We start from the raw sequence: 16,588 nt of genomic DNA on the forward strand, positions 1-16,588 counted from the left end.
ACGGGACGCTTTGCCGGTTACCGGCTGCGGAAGGCCCTGAGCCACCGGCTCGGCCGGTGGCTCAGGGTAGGACGAACCGCCCGCACGACGGACGTCGCGCGGACCGCTCCCCGCATCAGCCGGCAGCCGCCTTCAGCGCGTCACCCAGTGCGGTGGCCTCGTCGGGAGTCATCTCGACGACGAGCCGGCCACCACCCTCCAGCGGGACCCGCATGACGATGCCCCGGCCCTCCTTGGTGACCTCCAGCGGACCGTCGCCCGTCCGCGGCTTCATCGCCGCCATGTTGTCTCCCCTCAGACCTACACCAGGGTTGGTGGGTTGCCCCACAGCCACTTCGTCATGACCACCCGCAACCGTCGCGGGGGCGTCGACCAACGATTTTCCCTGATGAACACCGCCGGACCCAAACCGAAGCAGCATTGATGTAACAGCATCTAGCTTATCTTGGATAGGCCTGTCACAATGTGCGGTCATGCAGGCACGGTCGGCACTCTTCGACCTGTACGGCGACCACCTTCGGGCGAGGGGTGGCCGCGCACCGGTCGCCGCCCTGGTCAAGCTGCTGGCACCGCTCGGGATAGCCCCGCCGGCGGTCCGCACGGCGGTCTCCCGGATGGTCCGTCAGGGCTGGCTCGAACCGCTCCGGCTCGCGTCCGGGCCCGGATATTCGATCACACCGAAGGCGGCCCGCCGGCTCGACGAGGCGGGCGCCCGGATCTACCGCACCGGGCGGCACGCCTGGGACGGCCGCTTCGATCTGCTGGTGCTGGACGCCCCCGCGTCCCGCCGGGACCGGCAGCGGCTCGCCGCCAACCTGACCTTCCTCGGCTACGGCACGCTGGACGACTGCACCTGGGTGGCGACCCGTCCGGGCGAGGACGTGGACCTCCTGCTCGCCGAGGCCGGGGTGCGGTACGAGCGGTTCACCGCCGCGCACGCCGCCGGCACCCCCGGCGCCATGGGGGTGGTCCGCCGCGCCTGGGACCTGGGCGAGATCGGCCGCGCCTACGAGCGGTTCGTCGCCGAGCAGAAGCCGCTGCTCAGCGGGGTCACCGTGCGCAGCAGCGACGAGGAGGCCTACGCGGCCCGGTTCCGGCTCGTGCACGCGTGGCGTACCTTCCTGTTCCGGGACCCGCAGCTGCCACCGGCGCTGCTCCCCGAGCGCTGGCCCGGCAGCAGCGCCGCCAGTTTCTTCGACCGGCACGCGGCCCGGCTCCGGCCGGCCGCCGACCGGTACGTCGAGCAGTGCCTCGACGCCGGCAACCGCCTCGCCCGACAGAAGGGTCGTTAGACACGTGACCGAGCCGCTGCTCGTCGACCGCACCGACGCCGTCGTCACCCTGACCTTGAACCGCCCCACGGCGCTGAACTCGCTCGACGTGGCGCTCAAGGAGGCGCTCCGGGACACCCTCGCCGAGCTGGAGGCCGACCGGTCCTGCCGGGCGGTCGTGCTGGCCGGGGCGGGCAAGGCGTTCAGCGCCGGGCAGGACCTGCGGGAGCACGTGCAGACCCTGGAATCCGCCGACGCCGACCCGCTGGGCACCGTGCGGGCCCACTACAACCCGATCGCCGCCCGGCTGGCCAACCTGCCCAAGCCGGTGATCGCCGCGGTCCGGGGCATGGCCGCCGGGGCCGGTGCCTCGCTCGCGTTCCTCGCCGACTTCCGCATCGGCGGCCCGAAGACCCGGTTCCTCATGGCGTTCGCCGGCATCGGGCTCGCCGCCGACACCGGCGCCTCCTGGACGCTGCCCCGGCTGGTCGGCCACGCCAAGGCCGTCGAGCTGCTGATGCTCGCCGAGCCCGTGGGCGCCGAGGAGGCCTGCCGGCTGGGCCTGCTGACCCGGCTCGTCGACGACGACGAGCAGGTGCTCCCGGCCGCGCAGGAGCTGGCGGCCCGGCTCGCCGCCGGCCCGACCGTCGCGTACGGGGCGATCAAGCGGCAGCTCTCCATCGCCGACGCCGGCACCCTGGCCGACGCGCTGGCCGCCGAGGCGCAGGCCCAGTCGATCTGCGGTGCCACCGCCGACCACCGGGCCGCGACCATGGCCTTCGTGAACAAGGAGAAGCCGGTCTTCGAGGGTCACTGACCCGCGCGGGTCAGTCGTCCTCCTCGGGATCCTGGTTGGCCTCGGCGCCGAGCACGAACGCCTGCATGGCCAGCTCGTCACCGGCCGGCGAGACGAAGGCGGGCAGCTCGCGCGGGCCCAGCTCCTGCACGTAGGCCCAGAAGAGCCGGACCGCCTCGGCGGGCGAGGCCGCCTCGATGGGCAGGTCGAGGCTGACCAGCCAGGACCGGCGGGCCGGCGGCGGGCCGATTCGGTCGGCCAGCTCCCGGAAGCCGGCCGGGTCGAGCCCGGTGACCGGCCCGTCGAGCGCCAGGCCGCCGACCGGCACCGGCTCGTCGAGCACCCGCCGGGTGTACGTCACCACGAGTGCCCCCGGACCGGCCTCGGACTGCGGGTCGTCCGGGTCCTCCCGGGTCTCGCCGGTGGCGAGGGCGACCCGGCCGAGCGCCACGAGCCGCAGCGGCTCGTCGACCAGCACCGCTACCGGGTCACCGGGCCGGGGACGCACGGCCCCGTCGAGCCCGGTCAACTCCAGGGTGTCGTGGTGCACGAGCCGCTCGGCCTCGTAGCGCTCCGCGGGCAGCAGCACCGCCCAGGCACCCGGCCCGGCGCCGCCCTCGATCGTCCCGCTCGTCCGCGGCTCGGTGTCGGTCATGTCCCAATCCCATCACGCCGGACCGGGGCCGGTCCCGGCACGTCCGCCGGCCGGGTCACGCCCCCGGACGGCCGCCGGCCGCGTGGCAGCCGGCGAGGTGGTCGTCGACCATGCCGGTGGCCTGCATGAGCGCGTAGGCCGTGGTCGGGCCGACGAAGCGGAACCCGCTCTTCTTGAGCGCCTTGGCCATCGCGGTGGACTCGGGGGTGAGCGCCGGCACCTCGGCGAACGACCGCGGCCGGGCCGCCCGGGGCGGCGGCGCGAAGGACCAGAGCAGCGCGGAGAGGCCGTCGGGCAGCGCCAGGGCGGCCCGGGCGTTGGCGACGGCCGCCTCGACCTTGGCCCGGTTGCGGACGATCCCCGCGTCGGCCAGCAGCCGCGCCACGTCGGCCTCGCCGTAGCCGGCGACCTTCTCGATCCGGAACTCGTCGAAGGCGAGCCGGAACGCGGGCCGCTTGCGCAGGATGGTCAGCCAGGACAGGCCGGACTGGAAGGCCTCCAGGGTCAGCCGCTCGTAGAGCGCGTCGTCGCCGCGCAGCGGCCGGCCCCACTCCTCGTCGTGGTAGACGGCGTAGTCCGGGGTGCTCGCTCCCCAGGCGCAGCGGGGCAGCCCGTCGGCGCCGGTCACCAGGTCAGTCACGTCGTACACGGTAGGTCAGCCCACCGACAACGGCGGCGACCGGCGGTCAGGGCAGCCGGCCCTGCTCGACCAGCCGGGCGAACTTCTTCAGCGCCTGCGTCAGGCTGAACTTCGAGCCGGGCCAGAGCACCGGCCAGGCCACCCGGCCGGCCGGCCCGCCGGGCAGGTGGAACCACTCGTGCCAGACCACCTGGGTCCGGTCCCGCTCCAGCGGCGTGCAGCGCAGCACGCCGGGGCCGCGCAGCAGCTTGCCGCAGTGCACCACGCCGACCTCGTACGGTGCGTCCACCCGGACCACCCGCATCTCGTCGCGGAGCACGGCCGGGCCGAGCGCGGTGACCGCCTCGACCAGGCTGCCCTCGCCGCCGTCGCCCTCGACCACCCGGACGGTGGTGAGCGGGATCCAGTCGGACTGCCGCTCCCAGGCGGTCAGCGCGGCGAAGACGCGCTCGGCCGGCGCGTCGACGATCACCGTGGCGGTGACCTCGGCGGCCCCGGGCTGCGCCGCCTCGGCGAAGCCGGCGCCGGTCACGCGGACTCCGAGCGGACCACCGGCCCGCGTTCCCGGTCGGTGTCGGCGGTCGAGGCGGCCCCGTTGGCCGCGGCGGCGGCGTCGGCGGTGGAGTCACGGTCGGCCGGGGTGGCAGTCGGGTCGGCGGGCGGCCGGAGGCCGACCTCGGGTGGGGTCTGGTCGACCGGGGCCGCCACCGGGGCGATCGGGGCCGGGCCTCCGGCGGGCGCCGACGGGGCGGCGGACGGCAGCGTCGCCACGTCCTCGACGGCGGCGGCGGCCGGGGCCTCCGCCACGCCGGCCTCGGCGGTGAGCGGCGCGGCGGCCGGCGGTTCGGCGCTGGCCGGGGCGGCGGGGGCGTCCTCCGTACCGGTCGCGGCGGCCTCGGCACGGGCCCGGCGCAGCGCGTCGGCCTCCTCAATCCGGCCCTCGCGGAGCGCGGCGTTCTCGGCCTCCAGAACACCGATCAGCTCGGTCTTGTAGCCGATGTCGTAGGCGGCCCGGCGCATGGCGGCGTCGACCTGGGCCATCCGGTAGCCCCGCAGCGCGGTGTCGAAGCGCACCTCGGCGACGTCCGCCTCGTCCAGCGGGCGGCTGCCCGGCAGGGGCACGGCCCGCCCGTCCGGCTCGGCCGGCGCCAGGCCCGGATCCCGCCCGGAGACCAGCACCGTCACCCCGAACACCACCGCCGCCACGGTCAGCGCGACGACCAAGAGGAGCAGAACCTCACCCATGGGGAGATCGTGGCATGCGGGCGGGGATCGGGCGAGCCCTCCGCCGCCTCCGATCGGAATCGCCGGACCGGATAGCGTCGGGGGCGACCGGGGGAAGATCGGCGACGAGGAGGCGGGCATGACCGGGGCGCTGCGGCTCGGCGGGCGGACCTTCTCCCCCGGCGAGCTGGTCGTGATGGCGATCGTCAACCGCACGCCGGACTCGTTCTTCGACAAGGGGGCGACGTTCGCGCAGGACAGCGCGCTGCGCGCCGTCGAGCGGGCGGTGACCGAGGGCGCGGAGATCATCGACATCGGCGGGGTGAAGGCCGGGCCGGGCGACGAGGTCGACGTGGCCGAGGAGATCCGCCGCACGGTGGACACCATCGCGGCGGTCCGGGCCGCCTTCCCGGACGTGGTGATCTCGATCGACACCTGGCGCGCCGAGGTGGCGGTGGAGGCGGTGGCGGCCGGCGCCGACCTGCTCAACGACACCTGGTCGGGGGCGGATCCGGCGCTGGCCCGGGTCGCCGCGGCGACCGGCGCCGGGCTGGTCTGCTCGCACGCCGGGGGGCTCAGCCCGCGGACCCGGCCGCACCGGGCCGCATTCGACGACGTGGTGGCCGACGTGGTCGGTACGGTCACCGGCCTCGCGGAGCGCGCGGCCGGCCTCGGCGTACGCCGGGACGGGATCCTGATCGACCCGGCGCACGACTTCGGCAAGAACACGCGGCACTCGTTGGAGATCACCCGACGGCTCGGCGAGCTGGCCGACACCGGCTGGCCCCTGCTGGTGGCCCTGTCGAACAAGGACTTCATCGGCGAGACGCTGGACCTGCCGGTGCCCGACCGGCTGGAGGGCACCCTGGCGGCGACCGCCGTCTCGGCCTGGCTCGGCGCGCGGGTGTTCCGCGCCCACCAGGTCCGGGAGACCCGCCGGGTGCTGGACATGGTGGCGTCGATCCGGGGGGACCGGCCACCGGCCGTGGCCCGGCGCGGGCTGGCCTGAGCCGGGTCAGGTCCAGCGGAGGATGTTCCGGCGCCAGGCGTAGAGGATGCCGAGCGCCACCACCGCGACGAAGACGCCCATCTCCACCACGGTGGTCACGCCGAACCCGGGCCGGTCGAAGACCAGCGCCCAGGGGAAGAGGAAGACCGCCTCCACGGCGAAGAGCACGTAGAGGTAGGCGTAGACGTAGTAGCGGATCTGCATCTGGGCCCAGTCGCCGCCGACCGGGTCGAGGCCGCACTCGTAGGTGGCCCGCTTGCCCCAGGGATCGGCCGGACGGCCAGGACGTAACAACCGATTGGCTGAGAACGCCGTAACGAAGAAGAGCACGGCGGCCAGCAGCAGGAGACCGAGCGTGGCGTAGGACCCGAGGTAACCGGTCACGACCGGGAGCCTACCGGTCCGGCCGTCGGGGCACCCCGAACACGTTACGGATTCGTTTCCTCGCGGGACTAGTGCTCGAAGGCAACTGTTGCCAAATAATGAGACTTCACTGAGCGTCACGGAGGACAGATGGCCCGCCCCCGCGTACGGCCTGCTCGGCGCACCGCGCTTCGAGGCACCCCCGCGCTGCTCGTGCCCGCGCTGGCTGCCGGGATCGCGGCGGCCCTCGCGGTGGCGCCGGCCTGGGCGGCGGCCTCGCCGACCGTGACCGCCGTGGCGCTGGCGGCCGAACCGGGCGATCCGGGCGATCCGGGTGACCCGGGCGGCGATCCCGGCACCGACCCGACCGAGGCCACGCCCACCGTGGACCCCACGACGACGGAGCCGGCCCCGACCAGCCCGCCGCCCACGGAGGAGATCCCGCCGACCACGCCGGCGCCGACCACCACCGCTCCCGCGCCGACGACCACGGCCCCCGACCCGGTGCCCACCACGACGGCGCCCACCACGACCGCGCCGGCTCCCCCGCCGGTCGGACCGCCGCCCGTGGTGGCCCCGCCCCCGCCGGGGCAGCCGACGGGCAGCCCGCTGGGCGTGCGGGTCACCACCGACGACGTCGTGCTGACGCCCGCCTACTGGAACGCGGCCAGCACGGTGACCACGCTGCGGGTGACGGTGACCAACACCGGTGGCCAGCGCGAGCAGATCCGCCTCGCCTACACCCTGCCGCCCGGGCTGACCGACGCCGGCACGCCGGGCTGCGCCTCGGCCGGCGGTGGCAGCCACCGCTGCGGCGAGTGGACCGCCGGGCCGGGAGCGCAGTTCCGCGCCTCGATCCGCGTCCGGGTCGCCGGGGCCGCCTGGCGGTCCATGCCGCTGAGCGGGTCGGTCCGGGTCACCGCGACCGCGCCCGGCGTGGCCGGCGCTGCCGGCGACGACGAGGGCTTCGCGGTCCTCTTCCCACCCGGGCCGCCGGTGCCCGGCATCTCGCTCCGCGCCGACGAGGTGCTCTTCGACATCAGCGGCGCGCCGACCACCCTCGGCGTCCGCCTCGGCAACACCGGCAGGGTCGACGCCGCCGGCCGGGTCGACGTGGTCCTGCCCGCGGGGGTCACCGTCACCGACCCGCCGGCCGGCTGCGCCGCGGCGGCCCCGGACCGGACCCGCTGCGAGCTGGGCACCGTGCCGGCCGGCCGGGCCGTCGACCTGAGCCTGCCGGTGACCGCCTCGGCGGAGGCCCAGCGCCGGGCCCCGCTGTCCGGCGCCGTGATCGGCCGGCTGGATCCGCGCAGCGGGCGCGACCGGCAGGTGCAGATGAGCTTCCGGATCACCGCCGCGGCCGCGCTGGCCACTCCGGCAGCAGTCGGGGCGCCCGCCCCGACCGGGTCGCAGGGCGTGGTGGCCGCCGCGGCGGCGGAGGAGGACGACGACACCTCCGTGCACCGGACGGCGGTCACCCTGATCGGGGTCTCCGGGCTGCTGGTGGTGCTCGCGCTGGCCCTGGCGACCACCTCGCTGCGCCGCCGCGCCGGATCCGCGGTGGCGGAGCCGGTCGCCCGCCCCGCCGAGGAGTGAGTCGCGGAAACGTCCTCTGGATTGCGGTGATCTGAATTACGGCTGCGGTACTAAACGCCGCAAAGCCGGGCATACACCGGCCCGATCAGGTCCCATACGTCGGACCTCCACCAAGGTTGCCCTAACGGACCGACGTAGGCTCTGACGTGAGAATTGAAGCGGGCCGGCCGAGTGACGGACGGCCGCGGCAGCAGCGCGTCTAGGAGGGCACGTGGCCGGGCAAGGCGGGGTCACCATCACGTTCAGCCGCCCGTGCGACGGCGCTCAGCGAAGCGAGGTGCGGGCGTGACCAAGCAGATCCGTCAACTGGACCGGGTGGTCATCCGGTTCGCCGGCGACTCCGGCGACGGCATGCAGCTCACCGGCGACCGGTTCACCTCGGAGACGGCGCAGCTGGGCAACGACATCTCCACGTTGCCCAACTTCCCCGCCGAGATCCGCGCCCCCGCAGGAACGCTGCCGGGCGTGTCGAGCTTCCAGGTGCACTTCGCCGACTACGACATCCTGACGCCCGGTGACGCGCCGAACGTGCTGGTGGCCATGAACCCGGCCGCGCTCAAGGCCAATCTGACCGACCTGCCGCGCGGCGCGGACATCATCGTCAACACCGACGAGTTCACCCGGCGAAACCTGGCCAAGGTGGGTTACACGACAAGCCCTCTGGACGACGACTCCCTCGCCGGCTACGTGGTGCACCCGGTCGCCCTCACCTCGATGACGATCGGCGCCCTGGCCGAGCACGAGGTGTCCAAGAAGGACGCCGAGCGGGCCAAGAACATGTTCGCGCTCGGCCTGCTGAGCTGGATGTACTCGCGGCCGTACGAGTCGACGCTGCGCTTCCTGGAGCGCAAGTTCGCCGCCCGCCCCGAGCTGGTCGCGGCGAACGTGGCCGCCTTCCGGGCCGGCTGGAACTTCGGCGAGACCACCGAGGACTTCTCGGTCCGCTACGAGGTCAAGCCGGCGAAGATGGTGCCGGGCACCTACCGGAACATCACCGGCAACGCCGCGCTGTCGCTGGGCCTGGTTGCCGCCGGGGTCCGCTCGGGGCTGCCGGTCTTCCTGGGCGCCTACCCGATCACCCCGGCCTCGGACATCCTGCACGAGCTGAGCAAGCACAAGAAGTTCGGCGTGGTCACGATGCAGGCCGAGGACGAGATCGCCGCCGTCGGTGCGGCACTGGGCGCCTCGTACGGCGGCGCGCTCGGCGTCACCACCACGAGCGGCCCGGGCGTGGCCCTGAAGAGCGAGACGATCTCGCTGGCCGTGGCGCTGGAGCTGCCGCTGGTCATCGTCGACGTGCAGCGCGCCGGGCCGTCCACCGGCATGCCCACCAAGACCGAGCAGGCCGACCTCAACATGGCCCTGTACGGCCGGCACGGCGAGGCCCCGGTCGCGGTGATCGCGCCGAAGTCCCCCGCGGACTGCTTCCACGCGGCCCTGGAGGCGGCCCGGATCGCGCTGACCTACCGCACCCCGGTGCTCCTGCTGTCGGACAACTACGTGGCCAACGGCTCCGAGCCGTGGCTGCTGCCGGACGTGGAGAGCCTGCCCGACCTGCGGGTCGAGTTCGCCAGCCGGCCCAACGGCGAGGACGGCACCACCTTCCTGCCGTACCTGCGGGACCCGGAGACCCTGGCCCGGCCCTGGGCCATCCCGGGCACCCCGGGGCTGGAGCACCGGATCGGCGGCCTGGAGAAGGCCGACAAGACCGGCGACATCTCGTACGACCCGGCGAACCACGACTTCATGGTGCGCACGCGGGCGGCCCGGATCGAGACGATCCCGGTGCCGGACGTCGAGGTGGAGGACCCGGACGGCGACGCCCGGGTGCTGGTGCTCGGCTGGGGCTCGACGTACGGGCCGATCGGGGCGGCCTGCCGGGGCCTGCGGCAGCGTGGGCTCTCCATCGCCCAGGCGCACCTGCGCCACCTGGCCCCGATGCCGGCCAACCTCGGCGAGGTGCTGCGGGCGTACGACCGGGTGGTCATCCCGGAGATGAACCTCGGCCAGCTCGCCCACGTGATCCGGGCGAAGTACCTGGTCGACGCGATCGGCTACAACCAGGTCCGCGGCCTGCCGTTCACCGCCGCCGAGCTGGAGACGATGCTGGAAGAGGTCCTGAAGAATGTCTGAGCCCGTCGCCCTCAAGCTCACCGCCAAGGACTTCAAGTCCGACCAGGAGGTGCGCTGGTGCCCCGGCTGCGGCGACTACGCCATCCTGGCGGCCGTCCAGGGCTTCATGCCGGAGCTGAACATCCCCCGGGAGAACATCGTCTTCATCTCGGGCATCGGCTGCTCGTCCCGCTTCCCGTACTACATGAACACCTACGGGCTGCACTCGATCCACGGCCGCGCCCCGGCCATCGCGACCGGCCTGTCGGTGAGCCGGCCGGACCTGTCGGTCTGGGTGGTCACCGGTGACGGCGACGCCCTCTCCATCGGCGGCAACCACCTGATCCACGCGCTGCGGCGCAACGTCAACCTCAAGATCCTGCTGTTCAACAACCGGATCTACGGCCTGACCAAGGGGCAGTACTCGCCGACCTCGGAGATCGGCAAGGTCACCAAGTCGACGCCGGTCGGCTCCGCGGACGCCCCGTTCAACCCGCTGTCGCTGGCGCTCGGCGCGGAGGCCACCTTCGTGGCCCGGACCATCGACTCCGACCGTAAGCACCTCCAGTCGGTGCTGCGGGCCGCCGCCGAGCACCAGGGCTCCGCGTTCGTGGAGATCTACCAGAACTGCAACATCTTCAACGACGGCGCGTTCGACCCGCTGAAGGAGCCGGCCACCCGGGACGACTTCCTGATCCGGCTGGAGCACGGGCAGCCGATCACCTTCGGCAAGGACGGCCAGTTCTGCGTCGTCCACCCGCCGGGCGGCTTCGGGCTGGAGGTCCGGGAGACCGCGGCCACCCCGGCCGAGGAGATCGTGGTGCACGACGCGGGGGTCGCCGACCCGGCGTACGCCTTCGCGCTGTCCCGGCTGCCGGGGCTGGACCTGCGGAACACCCCGATCGGCGTCTTCCGCTCGGTGAACCGCTCCTCCTACGACACCGTGGTGCAGGAGCAGGTGGCGGCGGCGAAGGCCGGCGTCGACCAGACCCCCGAGGAGCAGCTTGCCGGCCTGCTGTCCGCCGGCGACACCTGGACGATCCTCTGACGCGTCCCTGACCCACAGGAAAGGGCGGGCCGTTCCCCGAGGGGAGCGGCCCGCCCTTCGTCGTCGGGTCAGGCCACCGCCGAGGCCGGCACCCACAGCTCGTCGATGGTCCGCTCGGCCGCCGCGAGGCTCTGCTCGTGCAGCGGGATCAGCTCGGCCATGGCCGGGGTGACCGGAGCCAGGGTCAGCTCGGCCGAGATGAAGCGCGGCTCCAGGCCGGTCATCGACAGGCCGTGCGGCAGCCAGGGCTCGGCGTGGTCCCAGCCCTCGCGCGGGGTGCCCGGGCCGTAGCCGCCACCCCGGGTGCCCAGCACGATGAACTCGCGACCGCCCAGCAGGCCGGCACCGGTGGCCGGGTCGTACGCGATGCCCGGCGCGATGAGGTGGTCGACCCAGGTCTTCACGCTGCTCGGCGCGCCGTAGTTGTAGAGCGGGAGGCCGAGCAGGATCGTGTCGGCCCGCTTCACCTCGTCCACCAGGCGCTCGGAGAGCTGCCAGGAGGCGCGCTGCGCCGGGGTGTGCTGGTCCGCCGGGACCATCCGGGCCAGGCCACCGGCCTCGTCGAGGTGCGGCAGCGGGTCGCGGCCCAGATCCCGGTGGGTGACCGTGCCGCCCGGGTGGGCGGCGCGCCACGCGGCGGCGGCCCGGGCGGTGAGCCGCCGGCTGACCGAGTGCTCGCCCCGGATGCTGGAGTCGATGTACAGCAGGTGTGCCATGTGGTTAACCCTCCACGGATCGTTTGTGTAGCGCCAACCATTTATAGCAGGCCGATGTTCCGCGCCGTGCGTAAACTGGGTCACATGCCAGCCCTGCCGGTCGAGGAGTCGGAGCGCCGCTCCGGGCCCCTGCTCGACCATCTGGCGCGGCGCATGCGGCTGCGCTCCGAGTCGGTGCTGGCGCCGCTCGGCCTGCGGCCCCGCCACCTCGTGGCCCTCACCGTGCTGCGGGACTCGGCGGGCATCAGCCAGCAGGCACTGGCCGGCACGCTCCAGATCGACGGCACGAACGTGGTGGGGCTGCTCAACGACCTGGAGGCGGAGGGCCTGGTCGAGCGGCGACGGTCACCCGAGGACCGCCGCCGTCACGTGGTGAGCCTCACCGCCACGGGCGCGAAGCGGCTCCGCGAGGCAGAGTGCGCCCTGGCCGTGGCCGAGGACGAGGTGCTCGGCGCGCTGGAGCCGGCCGAGCGGGACACGCTCTACGACCTGCTCCGCCGGGCGACCAGCGGCCGCCCGGTGAGCTGCGTCGAGGCCTCCGGGGACGAGCCGGACCCGATCTGCTGACCGCCGGGCCGGCGGGCGGGCGGGGGAAGGTCAGACCGCCGCGGACTGCGGCCGGTCGTCACGGACGTGGACCAGCATGTCGCCGGTCTCGATCACCGCGCCCGCCTTGTCGTTCAACGTGACCACCTTGCCCCGGCGGACCAGGGCGATGACCAGCGACTCCAGCTCCCGGGGCGACCGGCCCACCTCGCTGCGCTCGGCGGAGCGCATGGCCAGCGCCATGCCCTGACCGGGGGTGAGCAGGTCCTCCACCACGTCGATCAGCGGCGGGGCGGAGGTGGACAGGCCGAGCAGGCGCCCGGCGGTCGCCGAGGAGACGATCACGTGGTGCGCCCCGCTCTGCTTGAGCAGCGGCGCGTTCTCCGCCTCGCGGACCGCCGCGATGATCCGCACCTGGCCGGCCGTGAGCTGCCGGACGGTCAGCGCCACCAGCACCGAGGCGTCGTCACTGTCGGTCGCGATGATGACCGCCTTGGCGGTGCGGACGTGCGCCTCCTCCAGCACGGAGGAGCGGGTGGCCGAGCCCTCGATGGCGACCAGCCCGGCCGAGGTGGCCTGCCGCAGCGCGGCACCGCTCCGCTCCACGACCACGATCTTGGACTTGTCCAGACCGTTCTCCAGCAGCGCGGAGACGGCGCTGCGGCCCTTGGTGCCGTAGCCACAGATGATGACGTGGTCCTTCACGATTCTCCTCCACCGCGACAGGCGACGGCCGGTCCGGTACTGCTCGGTCAGGACTTCCAGGGTGGTGCCGACCAGGATGATCAGGAAGAGCACCCGGGCGGGGGTGACGAACAGGACGTTCACGAGGCGCGCCGACGAAGCGGCCGGGGTGATGTCGCCGTAGCCCGTGGTGGAGAGCGAGACCACCGCGTAGTAGAAGCAGTCGAGGAGGGTGAGGCCGTCCTCGTTGACGTCGCGGTAGCCGTCGCGGTCGATCCAGACCGCCGCCACCACGGCGAGGACCAGGCCCAGGGCGGCGAGCAGGCGCAGACTCAGCGCGCTCAGCGGCCCCCGCCGTTGCGCGGGAAAATGGATCACCGTCGGCCCTGCTCCGCCACCGTCGCCTGCACGCCCACAACATAGCGGGTACGCCGGGATCCGGCCTGCCGGGGCGAGATGCGGGCCGGCCGGACGGTCCGCCTCGCCGCGACGGGGCATGATGGGGACTCCAGGGACCACGACCGCGAGGAGGCCCGCATGTCGTTGCTGCGACGGGTGATCGGCGGGGTGCTCCGCCGGGTACGCCTGCGCCAGGGCCGCACACTGCGCGAGGTGGCGCTGGCGGCCGGCGTCTCCCTGCCCTACCTCTCCGAGGTGGAACGCGGCCGCAAGGAGGCCTCCTCCGAGGTGCTGGCGGCGATCTGCCGGGCCCTCGGCATCCACCTCTCCGACCTGCTCGAAGAGGCTCGCGACGAGCTGCGCCGGGCCGAGCGGCGGGCGCCGGTGGCCTCCGGCGTGACGCTGGCCCGGCTGGACCGGGTGCCGGCCACCCGCACGGGCCCGCAGCTGCGGGTCGGCTCGCCGCGGCTGCACGCCACCCGCCGGCCGGTCGCCCCGACCCCGCTGCTCGGCGGGGCGCTGCGGCTGCCCGGCACCGCGCCCGCACCGGTCGGCCCGGACCTCGGGTACGCCTCGCCCACCGCGTTCGGCACCGGCACCCGGATCTGGCTGATCCCCTCCGCGCCGGCCGCCCGCCACCGTCCGCGTACCTCGGTCACGCTGGCCCGGCGGCGCGCCCGGGCCGGCCGGCGGCGCCTGGCCGCCGCCTAGGCCCGGCCGGTTCTGCCCAGGGCGGATCTGCCCCGGGCAGAAACCCTGGGCCGCACGGTGCCACCCGCCGGAGGCTGGAGACCGCCGGTTGCCGGGCGGCCCCTCGCCCACCGGCGGGCACGGAGGGTGGTCAGGTCATGGGACACGGCATCTGGATGCTGGACGACGCGCAGCCGAGCCTCGGGGACCGGGTCTTCGAGCGGCTGCTCAAGGAACGGATCATCTTCCTCGGCACCGAGGTCACCGACGCCTCGGCCAACCAGATCTGCGCGCAGATCCTGCTGCTGGCCGCCGAGGACCCGGAGCGGGACATCTTCCTCTACATCAACTCGCCCGGCGGCTCGGTCAGCGCCGGCATGGCCGTCTACGACACCATGCGGTACGTCAAGAACGACGTGGCGACGCTCGCCCTCGGGATGGCCGGCTCGATGGGGCAGTTCCTGCTCTGCGCGGGCGCGGCGGGGAAGCGGTTCGCGCTGCCGCACTCGCGGGTGATGATGCACCAGCCGTCCGGGGGGATGGGCGGCACGGCCGCCGACATCACCATCCAGGCGGAGAACATGCTGCACGTGAAGCGGACGATGCAGGAGCTGATCGCCCGGCACAGCGGGCACACGCTGGACGAGATCCAGCGCGACTGGGACCGGGACCGCTGGTTCACCGCCGAACAGGCCCGCGAGTACGGCCTCATCGACCAGGTGGTCACCCGGGCGGAGCAGCTTCCCGGCTGAACGGGCGGCCGACAACGCGGCCGGCCGGCTCCGGACGCGCCCCCTCGATCGCGTCCGTCGCCCCCTCGGTGGCCGCGGTGCCGCCGGATCGAGCCTATGGGCGGGATTCCCAGCCCGCACGGGACGACGGGTGCAGCGTGTTCGGGCGGATTCTTGTTACATCGGGCCGGGCCAGCCCCGGCCGGCCGTGGGCGCGGCCGGCCGGGAGCCCCGATCGGCGGGTCAGGGGTAGCTGACCACCGGGCTGGTGCCGTACGAGCCGACCACCGGGGTGCCGGCCTCGTTGACGGTGCGCTCGATGCCGCCGCTGCCGTCGAGGAAGACGGTGATGGCGTCGTGGAACCGCACGCCGGCCCGGCGCGGCGCCTCGATGGCCCGGTCGCAGCGGATGTCCACCTCCTGGTTGAAGTACGAGTACACGCCCAGCCCCCACGCCTCGTGCTCGCGCACGTGGTTGGCGACCTTGTAGGAGGCCCAGCCGTTGCCCGTCGGGCTGCGCCAGGCGGCCTGGCTCGGCGGGTCGTAGGGCAGTTCGCTCTGGTAGAAGACGGTCCTGCCGCGCTCGCCGTTCCAGATGGTCTGCCAGCGCTGGTAGTGCTCGACGAAGAGCCCGTACGCGGTCACGTCGTCGCCGTTGACCACCACACCCGTGTCGGCGGTGTTGACGGTCCAGCCGATGGTGCCCGGACGGCCGTGGTCGCCGCGCCAGGCCCAGATGTTGTCGATCAGGGTGTGCCGGCTGTTCACCACCAGGCTGGTCACCGCCCGGCCGGCGTAGGGGCCGCCGATGCGGAAGAAGACATCCTGGAGGGAGATCGGGTTGGTCGCGTGCGACCGGTGGCTGTGCGGCTTGCCGACCTCGACGAGCACCTCCGACTCGACCGGCCCGGCGTCGACCAGCACCCCGGCGATCCGGACGCCGTCCACGTCCTCGATCCGCAGGGCGGCGTCGCCGGTGGTCGGGGCGAGGCTCGGCATGCCGAGGCCGAGCACGACGGTGTCCGGGCGCTTGACCCGCAGCGCCCGGTCCAGGTGGTAGACGCCCGGGGTGAGCAGCAGGTGCCGCCCCCGGGAGAGTTCCTGGTTGATCCGCTTGGCGGTGTCGGTGGGCTTGGCGACGAAGAAGTCGGACAGCGGCAGCGAGGGGACCGGCGGGGCGCCGGCGCCCCAGGTCGTGCCTGCGGTGTCGCGGCGCAGCCGGGGCACGGCCACTCGCCACCGGCCCGCGCCGTCCACGAAGAGGTACGGCTTCTCGCGGGTCACCGGGCTGGTCGCCAGCGTGGTGTACGGCGGGTCGGGGAAGCCCTGCGCGGGCGCGCCGACGACCCCGGAGAAGACCTGGTTCCAGACCCCGTTGGTCCAGTCGCCGCCGAGTTCGCTGTCCCGGGTCAGCCACTGCTGCTGCGAGCCGTTGATGGTGATGCCGTCCACCTTGGAGTCGGCGATGTAGCCGCCGCTGGAGAATCCCTGCTGGCCGGGCTCCAGCCAGAGGATGCCCTTGATGTGCACCCGGCGCATGGGGGACGCCTGCGAGACCGCCCACTGGTTCGACCAGTCGGTCGGGGTGACGGCGAGGTTCTCCGCCGAGCGCCAGAAGTTGGTCAGCGCGGAGATGCCGGCCTCGGAGTTCGGGTCGGGCTGGCCGATGACCCGCACCGCACCGTGGATCTCCACGTCGTCGGGGTGCGCGCCGAGGCCGGCCACCGTGGTGTAGTAGCCGAGCCGGGCGTTCACCTCGTACCGGCCCGGCTTGAACAGCACGGCGTACCGGTCGAAGCCCATCTCGTTGTGCTCCTGGCCGGCGAAGATCTGGTCCAGGTTGGACTGGATCTCCTCGACCGGGGTGGTCGGGTCGTACACGAAGACGTTGGGGCCGAAGTCGGGCTCGGCGTCGGTGGCGGCGCCGGCCGGGGACGCGGCGGCGGGGCCGGCCGGGAGCCCGAGGGCGGTGACCGACGCCGCCGAGGCGGCGGTGAGGGCGAGGAAGCGGCGGCGGGAGGGGGCGAGTGGTCTCATCTGCCTGCCTGTTCGGTGATGGGGACGGAGAGCGCTCTCTGCGCGTTCCTACCGCATCGACACCGATCCCG

General features: G+C 73.8%; 18 protein-coding genes. 9 read left to right on the top strand and 9 right to left on the bottom strand.

The genetic code is table 11. The annotated features are described in order from the left end of the window. Positions 1 to 115 precede the first annotated feature (115 nt). A complete protein-coding gene (locus GA0070214_RS07775; protein ID WP_013283866.1) occupies positions 116 to 283 on the bottom strand; it encodes a DUF3117 domain-containing protein in 168 nt (55 codons plus the stop codon). Between the two features lie 190 nt (positions 284 to 473). Between GA0070214_RS07775 and GA0070214_RS07780 the strand changes: the two genes are divergently transcribed. Together GA0070214_RS07780 and GA0070214_RS07785 are read left to right on the top strand one after the other, a co-directional pair. After that, the gene (locus tag GA0070214_RS07780; protein ID WP_091260800.1) at positions 474 to 1,292 is read left to right on the top strand and encodes a PaaX family transcriptional regulator; all 819 of its coding nucleotides are present in this window, start codon (positions 474 to 476) and stop codon (positions 1,290 to 1,292) included. 4 nt (positions 1,293 to 1,296) lie between these two features. Next, positions 1,297 to 2,088: an enoyl-CoA hydratase/isomerase family protein gene (locus GA0070214_RS07785; protein ID WP_091260802.1), complete on the top strand. Its 792-nt coding sequence runs from the start codon at positions 1,297 to 1,299 to the stop codon at positions 2,086 to 2,088. A gap of 10 nt (positions 2,089 to 2,098) precedes the next feature. On the opposite strand, the gene GA0070214_RS07790 is transcribed toward GA0070214_RS07785, so the two are convergent. Genes GA0070214_RS07790 through GA0070214_RS07805 form a run of 4 tightly spaced genes read right to left on the bottom strand, consistent with a single transcriptional unit; the run spans position 2,099 to position 4,607 of the window. Beyond that, positions 2,099 to 2,722: a hypothetical protein gene (locus GA0070214_RS07790; RefSeq protein WP_091260804.1), complete on the bottom strand. Its 624-nt coding sequence runs from the start codon at positions 2,720 to 2,722 to the stop codon at positions 2,099 to 2,101. Positions 2,723 to 2,777: 55 nt separating this feature from the next. Then, positions 2,778 to 3,362: a DNA-3-methyladenine glycosylase I gene (locus tag GA0070214_RS07795; RefSeq protein WP_091261457.1), complete on the bottom strand. Its 585-nt coding sequence runs from the start codon at positions 3,360 to 3,362 to the stop codon at positions 2,778 to 2,780. A 46-nt stretch (positions 3,363 to 3,408) separates the two neighbouring features. After that, positions 3,409 to 3,894, bottom strand: coding sequence for an SRPBCC family protein (locus GA0070214_RS07800; RefSeq protein ID WP_091260806.1), 486 nt, complete (start codon positions 3,892 to 3,894; stop codon positions 3,409 to 3,411). Next, positions 3,891 to 4,607, bottom strand: a complete 717-nt coding sequence (locus GA0070214_RS07805) for a DivIVA domain-containing protein (protein WP_091260808.1) — start codon at positions 4,605 to 4,607, stop codon at positions 3,891 to 3,893. The genes GA0070214_RS07800 and GA0070214_RS07805 overlap by 4 nt, the downstream gene beginning before the upstream one ends. Before the next feature lie 118 nt (positions 4,608 to 4,725). Between GA0070214_RS07805 and folP the strand changes: the two genes are divergently transcribed. Further along, entirely contained in the window at positions 4,726 to 5,595 is an 870-nt protein-coding gene (folP, locus tag GA0070214_RS07810; RefSeq protein ID WP_091260810.1) for a dihydropteroate synthase, read from the top strand. Positions 5,596 to 5,601: 6 nt separating this feature from the next. On the opposite strand, the gene ndhC is transcribed toward folP, so the two are convergent. Then, the gene (gene ndhC, locus GA0070214_RS07815) at positions 5,602 to 5,979 is read right to left on the bottom strand and encodes an NADH-quinone oxidoreductase subunit A (RefSeq protein WP_091260812.1); all 378 of its coding nucleotides are present in this window, start codon (positions 5,977 to 5,979) and stop codon (positions 5,602 to 5,604) included. Between the two features lie 129 nt (positions 5,980 to 6,108). Between ndhC and GA0070214_RS07825 the strand changes: the two genes are divergently transcribed. From GA0070214_RS07825 to GA0070214_RS07835, 3 genes are all read left to right on the top strand, one after another. After that, on the top strand, positions 6,109 to 7,554 hold the full coding sequence (locus GA0070214_RS07825; protein WP_167364211.1) for a hypothetical protein: 1,446 nt from the start codon (positions 6,109 to 6,111) through the stop codon (positions 7,552 to 7,554). A gap of 285 nt (positions 7,555 to 7,839) precedes the next feature. After that, entirely contained in the window at positions 7,840 to 9,687 is a 1,848-nt protein-coding gene (locus tag GA0070214_RS07830; RefSeq protein WP_091260816.1) for a 2-oxoacid:acceptor oxidoreductase subunit alpha, read from the top strand. Further along, entirely contained in the window at positions 9,680 to 10,714 is a 1,035-nt protein-coding gene (locus GA0070214_RS07835) for a 2-oxoacid:ferredoxin oxidoreductase subunit beta (RefSeq protein WP_091260818.1), read from the top strand. The genes GA0070214_RS07830 and GA0070214_RS07835 overlap by 8 nt, the downstream gene beginning before the upstream one ends. A 68-nt stretch (positions 10,715 to 10,782) precedes the next feature. Here the strand turns inward: GA0070214_RS07835 and GA0070214_RS07840 are convergent, their stop codons facing one another. Next, positions 10,783 to 11,430, bottom strand: a complete 648-nt coding sequence (locus tag GA0070214_RS07840) for an FMN-dependent NADH-azoreductase (protein WP_091260820.1) — start codon at positions 11,428 to 11,430, stop codon at positions 10,783 to 10,785. An 84-nt stretch (positions 11,431 to 11,514) separates the two neighbouring features. Here GA0070214_RS07840 and GA0070214_RS07845 point away from each other — a divergent pair, with 84 nt between their 5' ends. Further along, the gene (locus GA0070214_RS07845; protein WP_244167593.1) at positions 11,515 to 11,997 is read left to right on the top strand and encodes a MarR family winged helix-turn-helix transcriptional regulator; all 483 of its coding nucleotides are present in this window, start codon (positions 11,515 to 11,517) and stop codon (positions 11,995 to 11,997) included. Between the two features lie 30 nt (positions 11,998 to 12,027). Here GA0070214_RS07845 and GA0070214_RS07850 read toward each other — a convergent pair whose 3' ends face one another. Further along, on the bottom strand, positions 12,028 to 13,038 hold the full coding sequence (locus tag GA0070214_RS07850) for a potassium channel family protein (protein WP_091260825.1): 1,011 nt from the start codon (positions 13,036 to 13,038) through the stop codon (positions 12,028 to 12,030). A gap of 159 nt (positions 13,039 to 13,197) precedes the next feature. Between GA0070214_RS07850 and GA0070214_RS07855 the strand changes: the two genes are divergently transcribed. Continuing rightward, complete coding sequence (locus GA0070214_RS07855; RefSeq protein ID WP_091260827.1) at positions 13,198 to 13,770, top strand: helix-turn-helix domain-containing protein; 573 nt, start codon at positions 13,198 to 13,200, stop codon at positions 13,768 to 13,770. A gap of 137 nt (positions 13,771 to 13,907) precedes the next feature. Next, complete coding sequence (locus GA0070214_RS07860) at positions 13,908 to 14,501, top strand: ATP-dependent Clp protease proteolytic subunit (protein WP_091260829.1); 594 nt, start codon at positions 13,908 to 13,910, stop codon at positions 14,499 to 14,501. Positions 14,502 to 14,723: 222 nt separating this feature from the next. On the opposite strand, the gene GA0070214_RS07865 is transcribed toward GA0070214_RS07860, so the two are convergent. After that, positions 14,724 to 16,517 (bottom strand): adenylyl cyclase, encoded by a 1,794-nt coding sequence (locus tag GA0070214_RS07865; protein WP_091260831.1) that lies wholly within the window; start codon positions 16,515 to 16,517, stop codon positions 14,724 to 14,726. Positions 16,518 to 16,588: the final 71 nt, after the last annotated feature.

This window comes from Micromonospora chaiyaphumensis (genome assembly GCF_900091435.1).
In the GTDB taxonomy this organism is placed as follows: Bacteria; Actinomycetota; Actinomycetes; order Mycobacteriales; family Micromonosporaceae; genus Micromonospora; species Micromonospora chaiyaphumensis.